At 34.3% G+C, this 20,435-nt stretch carries 30 protein-coding genes and 1 pseudogene; 21 read left to right on the forward strand and 10 right to left on the reverse strand.

The window, feature by feature from the left end:
• The first annotated feature begins 2 nt into the window (after positions 1-2).
• The 10 genes from M4I44_RS06375 to M4I44_RS06415 all read left to right on the forward strand — a co-directional run bounded on the left by M4I44_RS06375 (position 3) and on the right by M4I44_RS06415 (position 5,397).
• A complete protein-coding gene (locus M4I44_RS06375) occupies positions 3-929 on the forward strand; it encodes an AAA family ATPase (protein ID WP_249966823.1) in 927 nt (308 codons plus the stop codon).
• Positions 926-1,234, forward strand: a complete 309-nt coding sequence (locus M4I44_RS06380; RefSeq protein ID WP_249966822.1) for a hypothetical protein — start codon at positions 926-928, stop codon at positions 1,232-1,234. The genes M4I44_RS06375 and M4I44_RS06380 overlap by 4 nt, the downstream gene beginning before the upstream one ends.
• Positions 1,235-1,270: 36 nt before the next feature.
• Positions 1,271-1,918, forward strand: coding sequence for a DUF3164 family protein (locus M4I44_RS06385; RefSeq protein WP_249966821.1), 648 nt, complete (start codon positions 1,271-1,273; stop codon positions 1,916-1,918).
• A 209-nt stretch (positions 1,919-2,127) separates the two neighbouring features.
• The gene (locus tag M4I44_RS06390) at positions 2,128-2,763 is read left to right on the forward strand and encodes a hypothetical protein (RefSeq protein ID WP_249966820.1); all 636 of its coding nucleotides are present in this window, start codon (positions 2,128-2,130) and stop codon (positions 2,761-2,763) included.
• Entirely contained in the window at positions 2,753-3,031 is a 279-nt protein-coding gene (locus tag M4I44_RS06395) for a hypothetical protein (RefSeq protein WP_249966847.1), read from the forward strand. Before M4I44_RS06390 ends, M4I44_RS06395 begins: the two co-directional genes overlap by 11 nt.
• A 463-nt stretch (positions 3,032-3,494) precedes the next feature.
• A complete protein-coding gene (locus M4I44_RS22595; protein WP_371923043.1) occupies positions 3,495-3,686 on the forward strand; it encodes a DUF3850 domain-containing protein in 192 nt (63 codons plus the stop codon).
• A gap of 139 nt (positions 3,687-3,825) precedes the next feature.
• Positions 3,826-4,005: a hypothetical protein gene (locus M4I44_RS06400; protein ID WP_249966818.1), complete on the forward strand. Its 180-nt coding sequence runs from the start codon at positions 3,826-3,828 to the stop codon at positions 4,003-4,005.
• Entirely contained in the window at positions 4,005-4,142 is a 138-nt protein-coding gene (locus M4I44_RS06405) for a hypothetical protein (protein WP_249966817.1), read from the forward strand. The genes M4I44_RS06400 and M4I44_RS06405 overlap by 1 nt, the downstream gene beginning before the upstream one ends.
• 6 nt (positions 4,143-4,148) lie before the next feature.
• Positions 4,149-4,577, forward strand: coding sequence for a hypothetical protein (locus M4I44_RS06410; protein WP_249966816.1), 429 nt, complete (start codon positions 4,149-4,151; stop codon positions 4,575-4,577).
• A gap of 232 nt (positions 4,578-4,809) precedes the next feature.
• On the forward strand, positions 4,810-5,397 hold the full coding sequence (locus M4I44_RS06415) for a hypothetical protein (protein ID WP_249966815.1): 588 nt from the start codon (positions 4,810-4,812) through the stop codon (positions 5,395-5,397).
• Here M4I44_RS06415 and M4I44_RS06420 read toward each other — a convergent pair.
• The 10 genes from M4I44_RS06420 to M4I44_RS06465 form a co-directional block, all read right to left on the reverse strand.
• Complete coding sequence (locus tag M4I44_RS06420; RefSeq protein ID WP_249966814.1) at positions 5,394-5,915, reverse strand: hypothetical protein; 522 nt, start codon at positions 5,913-5,915, stop codon at positions 5,394-5,396. The genes M4I44_RS06415 and M4I44_RS06420 overlap by 4 nt on opposite strands.
• A 19-nt stretch (positions 5,916-5,934) precedes the next feature.
• Complete coding sequence (locus tag M4I44_RS06425; protein WP_249966813.1) at positions 5,935-6,423, reverse strand: phage virion morphogenesis protein; 489 nt, start codon at positions 6,421-6,423, stop codon at positions 5,935-5,937.
• Between the two features lies 1 nt (position 6,424).
• The gene (locus M4I44_RS06430) at positions 6,425-8,170 is read right to left on the reverse strand and encodes a phage tail tape measure protein (RefSeq protein WP_249966812.1); all 1,746 of its coding nucleotides are present in this window, start codon (positions 8,168-8,170) and stop codon (positions 6,425-6,427) included.
• A gap of 10 nt (positions 8,171-8,180) precedes the next feature.
• Positions 8,181-9,401, reverse strand: a complete 1,221-nt coding sequence (locus M4I44_RS06435) for a phage minor head protein (protein ID WP_249966811.1) — start codon at positions 9,399-9,401, stop codon at positions 8,181-8,183.
• A gap of 107 nt (positions 9,402-9,508) precedes the next feature.
• Entirely contained in the window at positions 9,509-9,700 is a 192-nt protein-coding gene (locus tag M4I44_RS06440) for a hypothetical protein (RefSeq protein WP_249966810.1), read from the reverse strand.
• A 143-nt stretch (positions 9,701-9,843) separates the two neighbouring features.
• Positions 9,844-10,107, reverse strand: coding sequence for a DUF935 family protein (locus tag M4I44_RS06445; RefSeq protein ID WP_249966848.1), 264 nt, complete (start codon positions 10,105-10,107; stop codon positions 9,844-9,846).
• Positions 10,108-10,133: 26 nt separating this feature from the next.
• Entirely contained in the window at positions 10,134-10,739 is a 606-nt protein-coding gene (locus tag M4I44_RS06450; protein ID WP_249966849.1) for a hypothetical protein, read from the reverse strand.
• A gap of 55 nt (positions 10,740-10,794) precedes the next feature.
• Complete coding sequence (locus M4I44_RS06455; RefSeq protein ID WP_249966808.1) at positions 10,795-11,253, reverse strand: phage protein Gp36 family protein; 459 nt, start codon at positions 11,251-11,253, stop codon at positions 10,795-10,797.
• Positions 11,253-12,821: a hypothetical protein gene (locus M4I44_RS06460; RefSeq protein ID WP_249966807.1), complete on the reverse strand. Its 1,569-nt coding sequence runs from the start codon at positions 12,819-12,821 to the stop codon at positions 11,253-11,255. The genes M4I44_RS06455 and M4I44_RS06460 overlap by 1 nt, the downstream gene beginning before the upstream one ends.
• The gene (locus M4I44_RS06465; RefSeq protein ID WP_249966806.1) at positions 12,821-13,252 is read right to left on the reverse strand and encodes a helix-turn-helix domain-containing protein; all 432 of its coding nucleotides are present in this window, start codon (positions 13,250-13,252) and stop codon (positions 12,821-12,823) included. Before M4I44_RS06465 ends, M4I44_RS06460 begins: the two co-directional genes overlap by 1 nt.
• 126 nt (positions 13,253-13,378) lie before the next feature.
• Between M4I44_RS06465 and M4I44_RS06470 the strand changes: the two genes are divergently transcribed.
• The 11 genes and pseudogenes from M4I44_RS06470 (at position 13,379) to M4I44_RS06515 (ending at position 20,358) form a co-directional block, all read left to right on the forward strand.
• Entirely contained in the window at positions 13,379-14,491 is a 1,113-nt protein-coding gene (locus tag M4I44_RS06470; protein WP_249966805.1) for an ATP-dependent Clp protease proteolytic subunit, read from the forward strand.
• Positions 14,492-15,409, forward strand: a complete 918-nt coding sequence (locus tag M4I44_RS06475; RefSeq protein ID WP_249966804.1) for a hypothetical protein — start codon at positions 14,492-14,494, stop codon at positions 15,407-15,409.
• Between the two features lie 19 nt (positions 15,410-15,428).
• A pseudogene (locus M4I44_RS06480) lies at positions 15,429-16,684 on the forward strand (DUF2586 family protein).
• Positions 16,684-17,103, forward strand: coding sequence for a hypothetical protein (locus tag M4I44_RS06485; RefSeq protein WP_249966801.1), 420 nt, complete (start codon positions 16,684-16,686; stop codon positions 17,101-17,103). The pseudogene M4I44_RS06480 and the gene M4I44_RS06485 overlap by 1 nt, the downstream one beginning before the upstream one ends.
• A gap of 71 nt (positions 17,104-17,174) precedes the next feature.
• Entirely contained in the window at positions 17,175-17,510 is a 336-nt protein-coding gene (locus tag M4I44_RS06490; RefSeq protein WP_249966799.1) for a hypothetical protein, read from the forward strand.
• A gap of 59 nt (positions 17,511-17,569) precedes the next feature.
• Positions 17,570-17,695, forward strand: coding sequence for a hypothetical protein (locus M4I44_RS22525; RefSeq protein ID WP_256472444.1), 126 nt, complete (start codon positions 17,570-17,572; stop codon positions 17,693-17,695).
• Positions 17,695-18,345 (forward strand): DUF6046 domain-containing protein, encoded by a 651-nt coding sequence (locus M4I44_RS06495; RefSeq protein WP_249966798.1) that lies wholly within the window; start codon positions 17,695-17,697, stop codon positions 18,343-18,345. The genes M4I44_RS22525 and M4I44_RS06495 overlap by 1 nt, the downstream gene beginning before the upstream one ends.
• 1 nt (position 18,346) lies before the next feature.
• A complete protein-coding gene (locus M4I44_RS06500) occupies positions 18,347-19,354 on the forward strand; it encodes a hypothetical protein (RefSeq protein ID WP_249966797.1) in 1,008 nt (335 codons plus the stop codon).
• A complete protein-coding gene (locus tag M4I44_RS06505; protein WP_249966795.1) occupies positions 19,351-19,833 on the forward strand; it encodes a hypothetical protein in 483 nt (160 codons plus the stop codon). The genes M4I44_RS06500 and M4I44_RS06505 overlap by 4 nt, the downstream gene beginning before the upstream one ends.
• A complete protein-coding gene (locus tag M4I44_RS06510) occupies positions 19,833-20,048 on the forward strand; it encodes a hypothetical protein (protein WP_249966793.1) in 216 nt (71 codons plus the stop codon). The genes M4I44_RS06505 and M4I44_RS06510 overlap by 1 nt, the downstream gene beginning before the upstream one ends.
• 1 nt (position 20,049) lies before the next feature.
• Positions 20,050-20,358, forward strand: coding sequence for a hypothetical protein (locus M4I44_RS06515; protein WP_249966792.1), 309 nt, complete (start codon positions 20,050-20,052; stop codon positions 20,356-20,358).
• The last annotated feature ends 77 nt before the right edge of the window (positions 20,359-20,435 follow it).

The following is a 20,435-nucleotide window of genomic DNA, read 5'->3' on the forward strand; positions in this document are numbered from 1 at the left end:
GTATGGCAAAGTTAACACAAATTCAGAAATTACAGCAAATCCCTTCAGCAATCGAAGCGTATTTACAGGAAAACACAACAACTCAAGTTGCTTTAGCAAAATTAGCAGGCATTGATAAAGCTTATGTTAATCAAATTGTAAAAGGAAATGAGACAATTGGTAAAGCAAAAATTGCTGACAGATACTATGAAGCTATTGCTCTAGCGATAGGTTTAAAATTGGAGAAAACTTATTGGCAACACTTCAACACATTCAATTTCAAACAATCAATCCTAACATTTGAAAATGCACGTGAAAAGAAAATTAGATTAGGTGTTGATGGTGATACAGGTTTAGGGAAAAGTTATGCTGCTTCAATGTACAAAAGAAAGTATCCTACACAAGTGTTCCTTGTAAAGTGTTCAGGTATCGAAAATTCAAAAGAATTTGCAATCAATTTAGCTAATGAAGTTGGTGTAGTTACTACAGGAACAAAAGGAGCTATCATCAAAAGAGTTTGCGAAAAGATTAAAAATTTAGGTAATAATCCTTTGCTAATCATTGACGAATTTGAAAACTCTAAATCTGGAAACATTCCAACAGTTAAAACAATTGCTGACGAGTTAGAAGGACATGCGGCAGTTATTGTAATTGGGATAGATGTTCAAAAAATGCTTCTAAAAGGCGCTGAACGTCGTAAGAACGGTTTTGTGCAAACGAATCGTCGCTGGTCTTTCGGATGGACAAACTTAGACCCATCCATAAGCGAAGATATAATCGCAATATGCCAAGAATTAGGAATTACAAACAAACCTGCCCAAAATTGGCTTAATGCACGTGTTAAAGATTTCGACAGTTTAAGAAATATCTGTACAACTGCTTTAGAAGAGGCAGAAAAAGAAAATCAAGAAGTAAATATCTCACTATTAAACGAACTATTTCCATTATGATGACATTCTATACCTCAAGCAACCTTTTAATCATTAAAGATGATTTAAGCAAGATCGTAAAAGCCTATAGCGGTGCAATTGCAAAAATGATTTGGCAAGACGAAACGAATAATAAACAAACTCCAAAACTTCAAACTATGACAGTATCAAAGCAATGGTTAGAAAACAAAATTAAAGATTTGAATGACTGGCTTTTTGACAATGAAAAACACTCAGATTTTGCACTAAACAGACATAGACGAGATTACTATGTGCGAAAGATAATTGATTTAGAAGAAAGGAAATTAACAAGCATTGAAGTTTAAAAATTAAGATAAGTACAACAATAAATAATTAAGATCATGCAGACAACACCCGTAACAATTCCAATAAATAACCTCTCAGCTGATCAATTAAGAGAGCTTTTAAAAAACAAAGAAACAGAGGAAAAGCAACAAAAGGAAAAGATCAAAAAAGAGTATTTAAACGACAAAGAAACCTTTTTAAACGAGGTTTTAAACAGGTTTAAAGACGCGAAGGACATTCTCGAAACCTTGAAAAAGGAAACAATTATAAACTCTGAAATGTTCAATACTCAGAAATACAGTGTAGAAGGCAAATCAGTTAAAGAAGCAAAGAGTTTTGAACTTAAAAATGACAATGTAAAGATTGTTGTCGAATCACAAGACCGTCTTTCTTTCAACGATCAGGCTGTAGTTCATATAACTGCTATTAAAGACATTTTTAGAGAGAAATTCGAGAATAGGAATAAAGGCTTTTATAACCTTTTAGATGGTATTCTAATGAAAAACTCGAAAGGCGATTATGATGCCAAATTACTGACTAAAGCAAGACGTCAGGTTAAGGATTTAGGTGACGAATCTTTGATTGAGGAATTTGACAAATTGAACGATTGTCTTGTGGTCACTGGCTCTGCGAAGTATGTTAGAGTTTATACAAGGGAAGATAACAGATGGAAAGATGTTTCACTTAATTTTTCAAGTTTATGATAAAATAGATAATAACAATGGTACTTGGGAATGTTGGATAAGTGGTAGAATCTTCGAGTGGAATGATAATTTAGAAGTACTACTGAGAAAACTTGCAAGCCAAGGCAAAGAAATAGAAGAAGAATTAACCGAATAGGTTGGCAAATCCCGATAGGCAGGCACTTACGTTCGAGTCGTAAGCGGGAGCGAAAAATGAAAAATTAGTAAATATGAAAGCAATCGGAATAACGCAGTTTATGGAAAAGTCCTTTGATGTTTATGATATTGAAGATCGATGGTTAGACAGTTTTGGGCAAATTGAAAAGAATTTCAAAATGTCAATTACTGGCGACTCGGGTAATGGTAAAACAGAACTTGTGATTCAATTCATTAAAGAGTTAGCCTTACATTTTAAAGCAAAAGTTGATTATTACTCTTATGAGCAAGGTCATTCAAAATCATTACAAAGTGCAATTAAGCGCAACAACATGGAAGATGTTAAAGGAAAGGTAATGTTTGTTACAGGTGGAGCTTTTGATGAACTTATGACAAGGCTTAAACGTAGAGCATCAGCAAAAATCATTGTAATTGATAGTCAGGATTATTCAGAATTGACTACAAAACAATATAAAGAGCTTGAGAAAACGTTCCCTAAAAAAGCAATTATTGTGGTGAGTTGGGCAAAAAATGACAAACCAAAAAATCAAGCAGCAAGAGACATCGAATATATGACTGATATTAAAGTTGTAGTTAAAAACTTTAAAGCATACCCAAGAAGTCGATTTGGAGGAAATAAGCCCTTTGTTATTTGGGATAAGAAGGATGATCAGCCAGTTCAACAAACACTTTTTAAAAATGGGAACTAAAAAGCACAAACTCGATAACTTTTCAGATTCTGACAGTGCAGTAAACGCCTATTTCAATAGACAGAACGGCATTGAGCCAATTAAAAATGATGATCAATCACAGTCAGCAGAAATGGAACTGATCATGAAACGTAAACGCAGTGTAATCTTAACCCTTGCAACGTCTACAGGTATAAAAGAAGCTGATAGTTGGACGAAATTTAATAATTGGATGCTAAACTCGTCTATCTTAAAAAAGAGCTATACGCGTATAATTATGAAGAATTAGACGATCTGACAAAGCAATTTAGAGGATTAAAAGCGAACTACAAAAGTAGTGCTGAAAAAACGGGAACAAAGGCGTGGCATCACGCAACAGGTATTCCCAAACCATCTACGAATTAAAAAAAAGAGCCTGAAATAATACTATCTCAAGCCCACTCTCGCAAAGTGCTCCAAAGATAGTATTAAATGGCTTATAATCGAGAAAATTTTTTAAGAAAAGTATTGAAAGTACAGGAAATTGCTTTGCTACATAGCAGACAAGGCTTGTTTTTCAAAGAAATCTACTATTTACATATAGAGAATCAATTCAACATTTGTAAGCGAACATATGATAGTTATCTCGCTATAAACGCACGAAAGCAGTTGAAAGATATACAGCAAAAAAAACATAGTAATCAATTAAATCTTTTTTAAATGAATCACGAATTAAAAATTCATCCCGAACATTACATGAATGTAATTTTGGGATTAAAAAAGTTGAAGTTCGAAAGAATGACAGGAATTTTCAAGAGAGAGATATATTAATTCTCAATGAATATAACCCGAAAACAGAAAGATATACGGGCAATCAAATTAAAAGAAAAGTGGATTTTGTGGTTAAAAATGTCGACGGTTTAGACCCTGAATATGTAGTATTACAAATCTCAAAACTTTTATAAAATGGACTGCAACATCAAAATATCATTTATACAATTAACGTATATAAATGATTGTTTTTCCGAAATGGAAAAACCTATAGTGAGAGATCGAGCTTCAAGAATTTCATATAACATTCTAATCAATTTACATAAAAAGCTTTTGAAGAAAACTATCAGTAAAATAGGTACAAATGATAAATTCAAATTGTCTTTAGAGTACTATGAAGCTCACTTTTTAGAACAGTACTTAATGCATAAAATGAGTTATGTTTCAAAGTACGAGAGTTCTTATCATTCAATTCAAAGTGTGATAAACGATCTAAACCAAAAATTAGCCTAATGCATAAAAAAATACCAAAAAAGCCGCTTGACAAATCAGAAACAATTTGGGAAACTGAAGCTCGTCTGAAGAAAGAAGCAATAGAAATTTCAAAGAATTTCATTCATACAAAACCAACTAAATTTTTATTAAAATAATCGATTATGGAAGATATTATCACTTACGAAGTTACCTTCATTTCAACGAAAGAAAGATGGATTTTTCAATATCGTAAATCTGATGAAGTATTACATTGCTTTCTTAATTTAAGTGGACAAGGGTTCTTTAATTTATTAGATAAAAACACTTTTCCAAGAAATGTGCAAATGATTGAAGAATGGACTAAATATAAAAACATCGTTAACATTGAGCTTAAACTTGAGGATTATAGTTTTGAGTCATTTTATGACAAGTATGGCCTAAAAAGAAAAGGAGATCTTGCACGTAAAGCTTGGGACAAATTAGATTTAGCGACTAAAATTAAATGTTTTAATCAGCTTCCAAAATACAATGCAGATCTAGCTAAGACAGGTCAAGCGAAAGCACATTTGGTAACATGGTTAAATCAGAAAAGGTACAATGATGAATACTAAAAATACACTAAACAAGTAGTAATTAAACATATTACGGTAATCCGTAATATGTTTAATCCACATTTAAATACTTTTAAAAAATGGAACAAATAACACGAATGCTTATAGAAGCTGAGAAAAAGAGTCTTTTCTAAAAGGCTTTTTTTATGGCTTTATTTTTGCAATAGTACTATCAATTCTAGTATCTATTATTATTTTAGTTATCTTTAGCTAATCAAATAAAATGTCAAAAATGAAAAAAATACTACTAACATTTATTCTTTTTCCTGCACTCTTAATTGCTCAGAACCAACCTGATTGGGATTATGATGTAAAACAACCAATAAGTACAGATTTTCCGGAGAAATTACCCTATTTTAATGATTATCTACCATTACAAAACACTTATTACGAGTTGAATATTACACTTAATAATGTTCGTAAATTGGTAACTGATAACTTAAAGATGAATCCAAAAGAAAATGCACCAAGCGGTACTGGATTTCAGTTTGAAATTTATACTAATCCAAGTCGAAGATTGCCTTTGAAAATAAAGTATAATACATTTACAGTTTATGGTTTGGAAGTTGTAAAGTCAATAGAAGTTAATGGAGATTTCAATGATGTTGCTAAACTATTTATCTATATGTATGATACTAATTTTTCGATGAATGAAACGCCAATAAACCAAGCGAAAAAGCATTACAAACAAGATTATGCGCTTTTTACAGTTGAAAAAGATGGTAGAGCTTCAATTTTAATATCAAATACAAAATACGGAAGTAATTCAACCGAATTTGTGAAAGATTTTAATACTGCAAAAGAAGCTCTAAAAAGTTAGTCAAACTCAATTTTAGCTTTTAGATTAGCTTTCAAATTAAGATTATCATATTGACCCTCTTGATATTTATCAAGGGGGTTTTTTCGTCCCTTAAAGGTACATTCGTACGTAAGTAAATAGATATCAACTATACTATCCATTTTAAAGAAGCCTTCAGTTACAATTTCTAACTTGCCTGTATTTTCTGTTTCAATTGTGCCGGCTATTTTGTCAATTATACCAACATATTCTAAGAATTTTAACCCCATTTCTCTATTAAGCGAAATGTTTGAGGTGTCACGTAACTGTTCGTAGCAACAATAAAAGGTTACTGTTGCTGTCGCTGGGTCTGTTTGGTGGTCAATATCCCAATCAATAAGTATTGCTGGTTGTGAAAAAAGTTCGAAATTATCTTCATCCTGTTCTTGTCCTGCATACAAATCGATGTAGCCAACTGGTGTTACATTTTTGTCTCTAAATTTCTGTTGATTTTCTTCTTTTTCAAAAATTTCTATTGTCTTACTATAAAATGTGATCATATTTAAATCATGTTTAAACTTATTGTAAAATGTTTTTCATTTCTCGTTCCATCAATCGCTCAATCCTACGTAGTAATAATGCAGATTCTCCCATAAATCTTCTTTCAGGTAGTTTAAGATTCATTTTTCGGCTATGAGATTTGACCGTTGATGTTCTTCCTTTTCTTTTTCTACTGTGTCTTTTAATATTTACTACTTTGTTGATCTCTAACCCATCATTATGTGATTCTGCATATGGTACATCTGTACCGATTGTAACACTATTACGAGATACTTTTAGTTTGCGTATTGAACGTTTTAAACGCCCAGATCTCACCATTAAAGCCCCTCTGTTTCCTTTTTTGTTTTTTGTTCTCTTTCGAGGCTCCCATGGTTCTACACTTCGATCAACCCAATTTTTACGTACAAAACGTTCCTTAGTGAAATTGACCGCCTCTATAGCGGCCAATTCAGGAAACTTTTTGTAAAGTTTGGATAGCCTTTTTAGTTTGGTCATAAATTCAACCATACTAAACAGTTTCAGCATTAATAATTACACGTCTCATCATTTCCTTAAACCATGCTTCAATATCATCTTTTGTCATTCCTTCATAAGCACTTTGAGCAACGTTTATACCTCCTTTGTTAAATGAATCGATTCGAATATCAATCTTTCTTATTTGGTTTGCAGAACCTGCGACCCTGCTTACATCTTCCCCTTGCTTTTTCTTCTTCCCATCCGGTGCAAGTTTACCGTCTATAACAGGGGCTTTCAGTAATGGACTGTTAGGTGCTTTATCTGTCGCTGAATTAGACAGTTTTCTTGCTTCTTTTTCTCCCGGTGTAACCAAGCTATTAAGTTCTCTAAACTGTTTTATTTTGTCTAATCCCTTTTGAGCTAATCCTGTTGGGTCAATCTTTGCTGCTAACTCTAATACCTGCTGTAATGGCTTTAATAAAGCATCTAGTAAAACAAATCCTATTCTCTTAATACCGGCAATTATACCATCAGTCTGAAACGCTAGTTTTATACTTTCCCAATGGTCATAGACTGATTTAAAGGCACTAACAACTAAACCAATTGGCCCTAAAAATACCATTAAAGCAGCACCCCATTCGTCCCATTTTTGTATTGCTAGAACGATTATCCCTATCAAAGCGGCTATTGCAACGATAATAATGCCTATAGGATTGGCAGTCATTGCTGCATTCCAAAGCCATTGTGCGCCAGTTACAATTTTCTGTGTAATGCCAAGTTTATCCAATACACCTATAAAACCACTAAATAAACCTGTTATTTCATTAATAGTTCCCGCACCTGAACCAATTGCTTCTATTGCAGGCGCCCAATTGCCCATTCCTTCAGCAATTGATGATTGTAGATTGGCTATCCACGTATTTATACCTTCATCAGCTTTTTTAAAGGAATCAATTTTACTAGGGTCTAGTTCCATATCGCCCAAACCAAGTATAAAAGCCATTCCAGCATCTTCACCCGCTCCTTTAAAAATGTCTGTCAATGCCAATTGCTTTGCCTGAGCAGTTGCGCCTTCCATGCTCTTTGAAATCATTTGAACGGCTTCGAAAGATGTTTTCCCGGCTAAATCTTTTACACTTAAACCAATACCGGCTAAAGCTTCAACCTGAGCTGTTCCCATTTCTTTTAATGACAAATTTGCTTCTTTTATAGAGTCAATAGCTTTGTCCGAAAATATTCCTTGTTTATTGGCATTTGCCATAATAGCAAGTGTTTGCGATGCATCTAAACCAAGTTCTCTAATTTGTGGGCTGTACTCTTTAAACTGGTCTAACATATCGCCATTTAGATTTGCCCCCTTTTGATAACCATCTTCAAGGATTTTTAAATTGTTTTCAAAAGTTCCACCTATCTGCTTAGTCATTGTATTAGCCGCTTTTACAATTTCTAAACTGTCCTCACTATAAACTTTACTTAGCCTGTGTACATCTTTACTTACTTCCTCTAAATTCCCAACGCCCATTTGCTGCAATGCTGTTTTAGTGTTGCTTATTTCTTTAGTAAAATCTAATTGTTCTGATACTTTATCAAATAGCTCAGACATTTGATTAATTTTAACGGGGTCAAAAGCATCTCCAATTTTTGAGAATATTTTAACCTGTGTTGCATTGAAACCTTTGAGTTTTCCTTCCATTTTATCAGAGGCCTCTGAAAGCTTTCCTTGCACTTTCGACAATTTGTTATTAAACATTTTATCGGCAAGATCCATAATCAATTCTAGTTTTGATTTTTTAGCCATATTTTTTTAATTATTGATTCCTTTCATTTCTGACTAAAAGACCTTTACGTAAGCTCCTGCCGTCTATTTGTGCTTTGTACCAAGATCTAATTTCTAAACCATTTTCAGTCATTTCACAATCAATCACAAGTATCATGTCATTGTAAAACTTTAAATATCTTGATTGGAATTTACCACTAACTTTATCTCTAGTGTTATACCAGACTTCATCCGGTTTACTTAAAACCTCCTTTACATGGGCAAATAATTGATGTTTATTTTCGTTTGGCTTGACATATTTGCCTCTTGTATGATGATTAAAGCTGTTTTCAGTCAGCACCATTTTACGTCCATAGTAATCTGTAAAGCCCATAAAATCGGCTTGTTTGTCTTTTTTGAACAACTCTTTTACATTCTCAGGTGTAATACTATCATCAAGAGAAATAGGGTTTAAATCAGATTTAAACGTACTCCAAGCATCTAAATCATACTTGTCGTAGGTCATATTGTTCAATTTGGCCGGTAATCCTTTAATATCACTATAGAACTGGGATTTTGTAAATACTTGATTTAAATCACCTCTGTTGATATTAAATTGGCTGTCTGACCATTTACCACTTTCAGCGTTTAAAATCTCTTGAGCAATTTTCCCGCTCATAACTTCTCCTGCTTTGGGTGTACTTGGGTATTGTTTAAATTCACATCTGCAACCATGACCATTAGGAGGAAAAAGCTTCATTGCTTCATTATCATTTAAATCAAATATCTTTCCGTCAAGTTTTGCATGTTCGTCTCTTACTTTCGAATCTCCCGCAGTTTCATACTGGACATAAGAAGTGACAGTATCTTTCTCAGCTATAAATCGGTGATATGCTGCAGAGTTTTGACCAACTGAAACCGATAAATTGTATTCTGTAGTTAAATAATTATCGTTTAAATCCTTAATTCTCTCATTAGCCAGTCGTTTAAAATCAGATTCAGATCGAATTTGATTTTTGTCTTTATCCACAAGCAAAGTTGTCATAGCAGCTAAACGTGCCTCGGTCTTTGAAGCAGAAAATTCAAACAGGTTGTATTCCATCAACTGATATGCTAAAGTATCGGGCGTGTTGTATCCTGCAATTGCACCATACCCAGATTTTAAGCCTTCCACTAACTGCAAAGCTTCTTCTGCAATTAAACTACCTTCTGTTCCTACAGTATCTTTATCATGCCAAAGTGCTTCTAATAATTGGTTGTTTAGTTCATTCAATCGATTTGTGTTCGATGCAGCAATTGGAAAATTGTTTCCTGGACAACATGACGAAATTGGATAATTAGGAGCTTTAAATAAAGCAGTTATATTACTCGGGCTCTCCGTTATAGTTGGGACTGTACTTTTTTTTTGCCAATAATCGGAATATTAAAGGTTTTTGATATCCATTCTTCATCTACTTCGTATTCTTCCATAATGCCTTTGACAATTTCCCAAAATTTAGTTAGATCAATTTCTTCTTTACTTTCAATCCATTCGAAAATATCATCATCCGATATGCTTTTGTAACCTTGCATTTTAAGCAATTCGAGTAAATCATCATTGATTGTAAAGCTTATATCTCGGCGATCTGATTGACTAATTTTGTAATCTAAACTTCGTTCATGTACTTCAGTGTTAGAACGATTTGCATCATTGCTCCCTAAAGTATTAGAGCCAACTAAAACCCTGAAATCTCATTACTGTTGTACTCAATAAATTTTGAGTAAACATTGTATGCATCGGTTCTATTAGCTTCATCAAACTTAACAGTTGTTCCTTCAGGAAACACACCAACCGAAGCTTCAGCGAGAGCCAATAACTGTTTCTCAACATTGTTAATGTGAGCTTGGTTATTATTGTTTGTGGTAGCCGAAATCATTGGCATTCCAAATTTTTCGCAGAATTCTGCCCACGATTGAGCAACGTTACGTTTCCAAATCAAGTTTGGAATAATGTTATTTATTAAACCTAATGGGTCGTCCCATTGAGCTCAATTAACCAAGGTTTTTCTCCCGGAGAATCATAATTAATGAAAACATTGTCTTTTGTTAAATCAGGGTATATCCTTTTCTGACTTGGAACTAAGTTTCTTGTAGGCAGAACAGTAAGCTTTATTTTTTTATCATTAAATTCTAAAAACTCGACAACCTTTGCTCCAAAAATGATAGCATCCAGTTGCCAACTCAAATAACGATAAAACCATTTTTGATTAATTAATTTAGTAGCTTCTTCGTTGATTTGATTGGTTTTCTCATTGCGTATTTGGAAACCTACACTTAGTGTTGCAGTTTTTCTTAAAATTACATTTTTGATTAATGTACCGTCCGTTTTAAGATCGTCAACCAAGTCGTAGTAACGATTGTATCTTGGTTTTTCTACATGATCAATAGCCATTAAAGCCTTGCGCCAAGAATCGATATCTTTTCGGCTTCGGTCTTTATAATCTTTTGCAATCTGCATTATAATTGCATCTGGGTTGATACTTGAATTATGAGGTCTTGCAGTAGTTTTTGCGCTTGGCGAAAAAACGGCTCTATTTCGCTTGTTTATTATAGTTTTGGTATTCTTTCTCATTAAAAATAAAATTGTGCCTTAAAATTGAGTTTAAACGGGTTTTAAATCTAAGGCGTTACCATTTGTTATTGTTACGTTTGTGATTACTGGTTAATCGGAAGCTTTCTTTTGTTTCTCCGGTTTGCTTGTCTTTTATCAAAGGAAGGTCAGCAGTGCTTTTTCCCTCAAGCATTAACTTTAGCCATTCCAAAGCATCTTGATACCGGTTTGATCTATGTTCAGGTATTTTGTTAGGTGCTTGCGAAGAATACAGGTGGTATAAGGCGCAATCAATAACAGTCATAATGATAAATGCATTACGTGTTTCTTTTGGCTCAGGGTTGTCATCTGAAGGCTCAGCAGAAGGCATAAAAATTAATTCAACATCGTAACGCCCAGCTAAATAGTTTTTGATTTGAGAAATAGCCATTTCCTCAGCAGAAAAAAGCTTTCTTTCTGTGTAATTTTCAAGTAGAATGTTTTTGATTTCTGTACGAATCAAAACATCATAATCTGCATTTTTTATGAATCGCATTAGTACCTATTGTTTTTTTCTTTTATTATTTCCTTACGACTCGTTGATTGTGGTGGGAACTTGGCTACGAATGTTGTTTTGTTAACATTTGCAATTCCACTTTGAAAGAAATCGGGTCCGTCATCATTTGCTCCACTTCCTTTTTCAAAGGCTAACAATTGATCTTCCATTGTTTGAAAGTCATTGTTTCCTTTAAAAAGGATATTGAAAAACACATTTAATCTCTCAAAATATCCCTCCATACTCTCAATACGTTCAAATTTGCCGTCTTTTCCTTTTTTATCAGCTGTCACAGGTACATGCCATCCTCTTTCGTCTCCTTCTAAGTCAAAGTCATTGACAAACTCATCCATTGCAAACAAACCTTCAATTTTGTATCTGATATTGTAGTTTAGTAAGTTGTGATCTTCTACTAAATCATATAGCCATTTAGCAAGGTTTTTTCTGCTTGTCTGCCTTAAAAAGCAAAAGATCAAATGATATTCCCTGTTATGTTTTCCTACTAATCCCATACCTTTGTAATCTCCCGCATCTTTATAACTCAAATCGCCATAAAAGCACAAAGCATCATATTTATCCAGCGAAAGCATTTCCTTATATTGCATGTGTTCAGGCTTAAAAATTACACCTTCCTGTATATGGACATGCATATATTCACGCATAAATGAACGGTAGGGAGTTTCTTCATACTTAGCCCGCCAGTATGCAGCAGTTGTCTTGCCCGGCCAACTGGGTTCAAATGTTGTTAAATCCTTGACAGCTTTTGCAGTTACTACAAAATGCCTGATCTTTCGTCCCGCTTCTTTCGCTCTTTCGTTTATTCGAACAAATTCCTGTTTTAATAGGTTGATAATGCAATTTTTATGAAAGTTGTTGTTTGCACAGATAAATCTTTGTCTTGCACCTCCTTCGTCAAAAGTTCCTCTTAAATCTTCCCATACCCATTCATAGGCCTCGCGAGAAAGTTTATCGTTTTTAACTCTTTTCTTTGTGTCAACGTCATCAATCAGAATATAATCCGGGCGGTTTTCCTCTTCACTTTCCCCACGTGGTGATTGACCAATACTCATTGCTTTGAACTTTACTCCGTCTACAGTTGTAAAGTCTCCAGTAGTCCAGTCGCCATAGTTGAACCTTTTTCCGTAATCATTAATCAATCTCGAATTAGATTTTAATTGAGCCTGAATTTTTCCGATTAGTTTTTTAGCTTTTGGGTCTGTTTGACCTATTAGCATCATGTAAAATAAATCTTTAGTGAAATACAGAAATAGAGGAATTCCCATGCCTAAATGCACACTTTTTGCACCAGAGCGATAAATTTCACCAAGTAAATCAACTATTTTGTTTTGAATTATCTTATCGGCAAGTTCTCTATGATAAGGTGCGCAAGGAGCTTTCGCATAGTTTGGGAAGTAGTATTCAAACCACTTTATATAATCTTTCTCAAGCTCCTTAATACGGTTTAATTTATCAGTAGGTTTCTCATTGATGTTAACTGTAGTTGCTTTTTTAATCCGAATGCAATGTTCTTCGTACTGCTTAATTAACTTTTCCCATTTTGGACTCATTAGCCTTCCTGATTGATTTTGTAAAGAATAAATTGTTTGTGATACTCTGTAAATAACACTGCTGTTTTAGGGTCTTGATCGGCCATCCAGTTATCAAATTCTTTGAATACTGAAAATACAATCTGTACACTGGTGCTACTGGAAAGTGTTTCAATAACTTTATTAATTTTTGCTAATGCATCAGCATCTATTACAGATGTACCTCCCTCAGCAACTGTTTTCAGTTCTTTAATGAGTAATTCGCGAATCTTATGTGGTGAGGCTAACATTTCTGCTCGCTTATCATCCCATCGACCTTCTTTTCTCCATTTGGACAATGTTTGTTCTGAAATATCTAACTGTTCTGATATGGCTTTGCAAGTCATGCCATCTTCAACAAACATCTTTTCGGCCATTGCTTTTTTTGCATGGTTCGTTATAGTTTTTGACATAGTAAATTTTGACTTTTAATGCAAAAATGCTTTTAAATCAAGGTGTAAACTAAAATTGTTGCAACCCTTGCGAACAATTTTTTGTACCTCATTTTAACCCCACATCTTTGCATCAAAGTTTAAAAAATGAATTTCTCAGTAAGACAAAATACAATCACAGCATACGGTGTAATATGGGATGGAAACGGAATGGAGTTCGTCTCATTGTTTACAGAATTAGAAGCACAATACGAAAAAGTAATTGTAAAAATGCACTCGTATGGAGGGTCAGTATTTGATGGAAATTTAATGTACAATACGATTGAACGCTCAAAAAAGAATATTGATTTTATTATCGTAGGTATAGCTGCCTCGATGGCCGCAGTAATCAGTCTTGCCCGCAAACAAAATGTTTATATGGTAGAAAATGGGTATATGATGATTCACGCTCCATCGGGCAGTACTTACGGTACTGCATTAGATCACACGAACAATGCAAAGCTTTTGAATGCTATAGAAATCAATTTCATTAAAAAGCTTATGGATAAGACGGGTAAGCCTGAGAGCTATGTAAAAAAATGGCTTACTGGTGATAACTGGTTTTCTGCGCAAGAAGCTTTAAAAGAGGGATTAATTACAGGTATTATTGAACCTGAAACAATTACTACAGATACCATCAACCCGGAACAATTAGGCGTGAAAGAAACATATAATCGATTCTCTGCTTTACTTATTCCTCAAAACACAGAATTAAATTTAGATACCAATATGAAAAGACCCATTATTGAAGCTCTTGGCCTAACAGGTTTAAATGAGCAGAGCTCTGATACAGCCGTTATTGAAGCTATCAAACAACATTTTGAAGGTAAAGAAAACACACTTAAAACAGAGTTGGCAGAAGCTAAACAAAAACAGAAAGATGCTGAGAACAAATTAGCTGATCATACTAAAACTGTTATCAGTGCTGCGATTGAAACTGCAAAAAAAGAAGGCAGAATCACCGCTGATCAGGTTGCCATTTATGAAGGCATTGCAACCGCATCAGGAATTGAAACTTTAAATACTGTTTTAGCTGCTATTCCAGTACGTACACCTGTTTCATCACTAATCCAAACACCAGTAAATGTAAATGGCTCTACTGGCCGTGAGAACTGGGATTTTGACAAGTGGCAAAGCGAAGCTCCTAGAGATTTAGAGGCTATGGCTGAAAAAGAACCTGAAAAATTCAAAGAATTATTTAACGCAAAATACAAAAAATAAATGGCAAAATTAGTTGATGGATTATGGCTTGAACAATACGTTGAGCCTCAACTTTTAGAAGAATTTAGAAATTATAAAGATGACTTTATAGGGACGTTCAAAGCGCCGTCAGCGGATGCTCTCGATAAGGACGGTATTAAATTCAACAAATTGATTAATGAAATTAAATTTCATGTCAATAAAACTACTGAGTTTGAACCAGTCGACATACCAAACAAAAAGGGCTTAATTGAGTGGGATAAGTTAGATACTGATTTGACTATAGTTACGGACAAATCTTTACGAGCAATGGCCTTTGATAGAGAGAGTGAGCTACGAAGATTGCACAATGAAGCGTTTAGAATGGGGGTGAGAGATTACGCTTTAAGAAAAATTGCTCCGAAAGAAAACACATCAAAAACTCCAATTCTTAGAACAACAGGAGAGGATGACGGAACAGGTCGAAAAAAAATGAAGTATTCTGACATGATCAAATACTATAGTCTGGCTGAAGGATTGAATTTTACAGACTGGGCTCAGGTATTTATGATTCTTTGTGCTGAACACAGGCAAGACCTTATCGAAGATAGAGGCAGCACAAATAACATTCGTGATATCGAAATTGACCCCGTAACCGGTGAATTGAAAAGATTTTTCAAACTTAAATTTTTTGAAAATAACAGTTCAGTAAAATTCAACGGTAATGACAAACCAGTTCTAAGTGGTGTTAATGAAAATACAGACAGAAATGGTTCTTTGCTTTATTATGCTCCAAATATTGTGCATCATATTGAAGCTGTAAAAGTGCTTTATAAACCAATGATTCAAGATACGAGAAATCCTGACCCACAATCCGAAATTCGTTTGCACTGTTACGGTCTAACTGATAAAAAGCAAGAATATGGTGCTGGTGCAATAGTTTCAGGTATAGTTGAATAACAATTAAAAACTTTTTAAAATGGCAAATTTAGACGCTGTACAACTAAAAAAAGGCAAAGTTGGCGCAAATAGACTAAACAATGATAGACGTGTATCGGCTATCATTGTCAGTTCTCCTGCTATTCCCACTCTCGCATTCAAAAAAACGGTAACGTTTTATGGGTTATACGATGCTGAACAAAATGGAATTACGGCCGAGTTTGATAAAGCAAACAATGTAAATGTATACAGACATGTACGAGAATTTTATCGAATGGCCGGTGAAGGAATACCTCTGTTTTTTATGGTAGTTTCTCAAACAGAAACTTTAGAAACCATTGCTGCGGATACAGTGGGAGATAAATTAAAGCGATTATTAATCGATGCTGATTACAGAGTCCGTCAAGTTGCGATAGCTCTAAATCCTGTCACAGATTCAGAAGACCCGATTACATATAATAACGGTTTACCTGATGATGTTTTTGAAAGTATTCCATTAGCACAGGGTACAGCAGAATGGGCATATAACCAATTTATGCCAACACACATTTTTGTTGAAGGTTACGGTTTAAACGGAGTAGCTTCTGTAGTTCCTGACTTGAGAGACATTGAAACTGTCTCTGCTACAAAAGTTACAATTGTTATTGGTCAAGACTGGCAATATGCAGAAACGAAAACAGGTATCGCACAAAAATTCGCTGATGTGGGAACGATATTGGGGTATGTGCTGCAAGTGCTATTAATCAAAATATTGGTGATAACGAAGCCTTTAATTTAATGGATGGTGCAAAATCAGCTTGGATGATTCCCGGATTATCAAATCACAAAACAAACAAAGATTTATACGCAGAATTACAAACATTTGAAGACAAAGGCTATGTGTTCGGGCTGTCTTATGCCGGATTAGCGGGAATACGAATCAACAATGACCATGTTTGCGCACCTATTATTATAGATGCTGAAGGCAACATGAATGAGCATACAATTGCTTATGGTCGAATGATGGATGATTGCTCAAGACAGCTTAGAACTGCCTTTCTTCCAAAAGTAAAAAAAACTTATCCTGTAAACCAAAACGGCAAATTGCCTACAGGAGTTGTGACACATTTAGAAACAATCGGAAATAACATTTTTACTGATATGCAAAATGCAGTTGAAATTTCTTCCGGTAGAACAGTAGTAGACCCGGATAGTGATCTGCTGGTTGAAAAGGTTTTAAATGTTTCTTTCAATGTACAACCAACTGGAGTTTTAGGATTTTTAAACGGAACAATTAATTTAAAAGCTAATCAATAATGGCTACAGTCACAAGAAACGGAAAAGCCTATGACAGCGCCGATGTTGAAGTATTTATCGAAGGTGTGACAATTGAAGTAACCTCAATTACTTACGGTAATGAACAGGAAAATCAATTGAATTATACTCTCGGAAATCACGCTACAAGTTGGAGCTCAGGCAAAATTACACCTAATGCTACAATTGGTTTTATGATGCACGACATTGTGCCTTTAGAAATAGCTGCCTCCGGTGGAAGTATTTTAAATATTAAGCCATTCAACATTATTGTAACATTCACAAACGAGTTTAACATCATTGTTACAGATCGCTTATTAGTGAAATTTCAAAACGAAGGACGCGAGGTTACAGGTGAAATGGGGCTTAAAAAAGAATACACAATGTTTGCTATCAAAGTTGAATTAAACGTAGCAGCTTAAACAATAATCATTTTTCAACACGCCCTCTTATATGAGAGGGCGTTTAAATCAAATTTAAACAATATAAAATAATGGCACAAGAAACCCAAAAAGCAATCAAAAAACTAAGTGATGAACAAATTAAAAATGCTGGCGGCATTGACCAGTTAAGACGAATTGAGATACCGTTGGATGATGCTTACAACGAAATTTTAGAAGTTATTGTGTGTGTTCCTGATCGAAGAACAATGGGGCAATATTTAAAGTATCAACATGTCAACCCTGCAAAGGCGCAAGAAATCTTAGTTAAAAGCTGTGTATTAACGGATAAAGATCAAATTTTAAATGATGATGCTTTATTTCTGACATGTGTTAGCGGATTGGCCGAACTCATTCCAATTAGAGAGAATGTCATAAAAAAGTATTAGACGACTGTTCGGGGCTGATTCAAGATGATGACAAAGATTTAATCTTTAAAATGGATGCAATGATAAGTCACATTCTTCATATCCCTTTCCCGGAACAGTTGTCGGATATCGTTTGGGCAGAGAAATGGGCGCAAGTTAAATATTTAGTTGATATGGGCATAATAGCTCCAAAAATGGCAGTATAATGATGATAACTGAACCTTACAAAAAGGTATTTAGTGATGTTACAGAGTTCCCCAAAAACATTACGATCGATTTAGTAGCACGTTATGCTGCTGCTTTTGGAATGATGGCTGCCGGAAAGGCAATTGAAAAAGTATTTGTTGATAAAACAGATCAAAAAAAGTACTCATTTCAAACCTACCCGCTCCAAGAATCAAATGTAGAGTATGTAAAAATGGTTGTTCCTAATTTAGAACCTCTCGAATTTTCAGCGATTTTACACGGTGATAAAGGAAATTTGTTTGCGCCTCCATTGCTAGTTGGGTTTACACAGGAAAAATCTCTTATAGAAACTGAAGTAAATGACGATGATCCTGTAGTTATTGAGCGTTGGAATACAAAACCGTGGGATATTACAATGAATGGTTTGTTAATCGATCTTAACAATAGGGTCTATCCAAGTGATGAAGTCAGGAGATTGAATCAAAATTGGAGATACAATGGAGTAGTAAAAGTGGTAGGCAAACAGTTTGAAGAACGTGACATTGACAGCTTGTATTTTAAATCAATTTCCTTTACAGCAGTTGAAGGTTATCAGGACACTGTGCAATTTACAATAAATGCCAGTTCAATCAAGGCAGTCAATTTTACACTCATGAAACCTAATCGTTAAAATGAATTATTTGTATCACAATATCAGTATAAAGATTACAATTGCTGATAACATAGTTTTTCGTGTCTGCCAGTCAATCAAAATAGAATCAAGTGTTCAGGTTCTTTCTAATACTGCTAAACTAGAACTACCAAGAGAGTTTAGGAATGCAGTTGATGAAATTGGCAAGTCAATAAACATATCAGGAAAATCAATTCTTGATTTTATGAAACGAGGGGACTCTATCAAAATAGAACTCGGTTATGATGATGATTTGCAAACAGAATTTGAAGGATACATTTCCAAAATTGGTGCTGAAATGCCAATGCTTTTAGAGTGTGAAGATGAAATGTTTCAACTTAAAAAAGCTCCAAGAATTACGAAGTTCATTAAGTCGGGAAAACTCATTGATATTTTAACTGCTGTTTTGCCTCCTAAATATAAAATTGAATGTAATGCTGAATACAGTATTGGTAAATGGTTAATTGAAGATGCTACACCATACAATGTACTAGACGAATTGAGAGACAAAGCAGGAATAAGAGCTTATTTCAAAGACCCTACAACAATATGTGTTGGAATGATAGTTGACTTCAAAGCTGAAACGGTTCATAAATACAATTTTAGTGAAAATGTACGTAGAGGTAGTAGTCTAAAATTTGCGCAAAAAGAAAGTAAACCAATCTTTCTAACTGTTGAAAGCAAACAATCTGATGGTAATGTCTTAAAAGTTTCTGTTGGAGAAAAAGGTGGTGATGAAAAAACAATCAAGTTATGGCCAAACATGAAAACCGCAGAACTTAAATTATGGGCAGACAAACAGCAAACAAGTGTTTCTTATAGTGGTTTCGAAGGAACTTTGGACGGTTGGTGTTACCCAAGAACAAAACCCGGCCACGCTGCACAATTGTACAGACCATTTTACAAAGATCGACACCAAGACGGACGATACTTTATTGAGAGTGTCACAATTGAGGTAAGCGGTTCTGAAGGGATTAAGAGATCAAACAATTTAAGTTACAAACTATGAACGAGCTAGATCAGTTGTTTAAAAATGCTTTAAATGCTTCAACGAAAGGCAAAACAAAGTTTTCGTTACTGGTTGGAACAGTTAAAGAAATAGACAACGACACTTGTACCGTCGATCATTACGAAGATGTTCGTTTAAATGCCATTATCGGAGATTTTGAGAGCCAATTTACAGTTTATCCAAAGATAGGTTCAAAAGTAATTATTGGACGGTTGGAGAACGAAGACAATGCCTTCATTCTGCGAGTTTCTGAAATAGATAAAGTTAAAATAAAAATAAGCGATCAAATATTCGAATTGAAAGATCAGAAGTTTAGAATTGAGAACAAAGATGCGAATCTTAAATCGATTTTAAACGATGCTTTTAATCAAATTGATAAGGCTGTAATTATGACACCAAGTGGCCCTGGTAATTTTTCACCGGCTGATAAAGTGTTCTTTAAGCAGTTAAATGAAAAGACTAACAAATTATTAAGCTGATGGCGCTAAATGACCAACAATTTATAACAGAAGTTGTAGAACTACAGGATGAAATGATACAGTCCTCAAATTACGATGAAGCAAAAGAAGTTTATGCAAGTAAGTTAGCTGCAGCAATAAGTAAGTATATAAAATCAGGAACCGTGACGGTCAATGTAACTACTACTGGTTCTGCAACCAATCAGGCAGGAACAGGTACTGGAAAAATAGAATAAAATGAGATTAGATTTATTGCGAAATGACAATGGTAGTTTAAAATTCAGCACGAGTGCTGAGGGTTCAGACTTCGCAACAGGTCAAAGCGATCAACAACATGTTGAAGATATTTTGGATTTACAACCGGGTGAAATAAAAGAATTTCCTTTGGCCGGTTTTGGTGCAATAAACTACATCAAGTTTATTAACAAAACAATTAGTGCTGATGAATTTAAACGTGATTTAAAACTACAATTGAACTATGATGGGTATAATAATGCAGTTATTGACACTAGTAACGGGATTGAGAATTTAAGTATAGATTTATGATTAGAATAGTTAATTACATATTAAAAGGTTTTGGTTTTATTGATTTTAATGAATTCCTAAAAAGTGCGTTTGGTTTC

It is taken from the genome of Flavobacterium sp. B183 (assembly GCF_023539155.1).
GTDB classification, from domain to species: Bacteria; Bacteroidota; Bacteroidia; order Flavobacteriales; family Flavobacteriaceae; genus Flavobacterium; species Flavobacterium tructae.

Coding starts and splice junctions, on each gene's coding strand:
- M4I44_RS06515 (WP_249966792.1), top strand. CDS start 20,050: ATGAGATTAGATTTATTGCGAAATGACAATGGTAGTTTAAAATTCAGC.
- M4I44_RS06385 (WP_249966821.1), top strand. CDS start 1,271: ATGCAGACAACACCCGTAACAATTCCAATAAATAACCTCTCAGCTGAT.
- M4I44_RS06390 (WP_249966820.1), top strand. CDS start 2,128: ATGAAAGCAATCGGAATAACGCAGTTTATGGAAAAGTCCTTTGATGTT.
- M4I44_RS06485 (WP_249966801.1), top strand. CDS start 16,684: ATGGCTACAGTCACAAGAAACGGAAAAGCCTATGACAGCGCCGATGTT.
- M4I44_RS06450 (WP_249966849.1), bottom strand. CDS start 10,739: ATGAGAAAGAATACCAAAACTATAATAAACAAGCGAAATAGAGCCGTT.
- M4I44_RS22525 (WP_256472444.1), top strand. CDS start 17,570: ATGATAAGTCACATTCTTCATATCCCTTTCCCGGAACAGTTGTCGGAT.
- M4I44_RS06500 (WP_249966797.1), top strand. CDS start 18,347: ATGAATTATTTGTATCACAATATCAGTATAAAGATTACAATTGCTGAT.
- M4I44_RS06505 (WP_249966795.1), top strand. CDS start 19,351: ATGAACGAGCTAGATCAGTTGTTTAAAAATGCTTTAAATGCTTCAACG.
- M4I44_RS06465 (WP_249966806.1), bottom strand. CDS start 13,252: ATGTCAAAAACTATAACGAACCATGCAAAAAAAGCAATGGCCGAAAAG.
- M4I44_RS06455 (WP_249966808.1), bottom strand. CDS start 11,253: ATGCGATTCATAAAAAATGCAGATTATGATGTTTTGATTCGTACAGAA.
- M4I44_RS06475 (WP_249966804.1), top strand. CDS start 14,492: ATGGCAAAATTAGTTGATGGATTATGGCTTGAACAATACGTTGAGCCT.
- M4I44_RS06415 (WP_249966815.1), top strand. CDS start 4,810: ATGAAAAAAATACTACTAACATTTATTCTTTTTCCTGCACTCTTAATT.
- M4I44_RS06380 (WP_249966822.1), top strand. CDS start 926: ATGATGACATTCTATACCTCAAGCAACCTTTTAATCATTAAAGATGAT.
- M4I44_RS06495 (WP_249966798.1), top strand. CDS start 17,695: ATGATGATAACTGAACCTTACAAAAAGGTATTTAGTGATGTTACAGAG.
- M4I44_RS06375 (WP_249966823.1), top strand. CDS start 3: ATGGCAAAGTTAACACAAATTCAGAAATTACAGCAAATCCCTTCAGCA.
- M4I44_RS06430 (WP_249966812.1), bottom strand. CDS start 8,170: ATGGCTAAAAAATCAAAACTAGAATTGATTATGGATCTTGCCGATAAA.
- M4I44_RS06510 (WP_249966793.1), top strand. CDS start 19,833: ATGGCGCTAAATGACCAACAATTTATAACAGAAGTTGTAGAACTACAG.
- M4I44_RS06490 (WP_249966799.1), top strand. CDS start 17,175: ATGGCACAAGAAACCCAAAAAGCAATCAAAAAACTAAGTGATGAACAA.
- M4I44_RS06405 (WP_249966817.1), top strand. CDS start 4,005: ATGCATAAAAAAATACCAAAAAAGCCGCTTGACAAATCAGAAACAATT.
- M4I44_RS06470 (WP_249966805.1), top strand. CDS start 13,379: ATGAATTTCTCAGTAAGACAAAATACAATCACAGCATACGGTGTAATA.
- M4I44_RS06420 (WP_249966814.1), bottom strand. CDS start 5,915: ATGATCACATTTTATAGTAAGACAATAGAAATTTTTGAAAAAGAAGAA.
- M4I44_RS06460 (WP_249966807.1), bottom strand. CDS start 12,821: ATGAGTCCAAAATGGGAAAAGTTAATTAAGCAGTACGAAGAACATTGC.
- M4I44_RS06425 (WP_249966813.1), bottom strand. CDS start 6,423: ATGGTTGAATTTATGACCAAACTAAAAAGGCTATCCAAACTTTACAAA.
- M4I44_RS06395 (WP_249966847.1), top strand. CDS start 2,753: ATGGGAACTAAAAAGCACAAACTCGATAACTTTTCAGATTCTGACAGT.
- M4I44_RS06440 (WP_249966810.1), bottom strand. CDS start 9,700: ATGCAAGGTTACAAAAGCATATCGGATGATGATATTTTCGAATGGATT.
- M4I44_RS06410 (WP_249966816.1), top strand. CDS start 4,149: ATGGAAGATATTATCACTTACGAAGTTACCTTCATTTCAACGAAAGAA.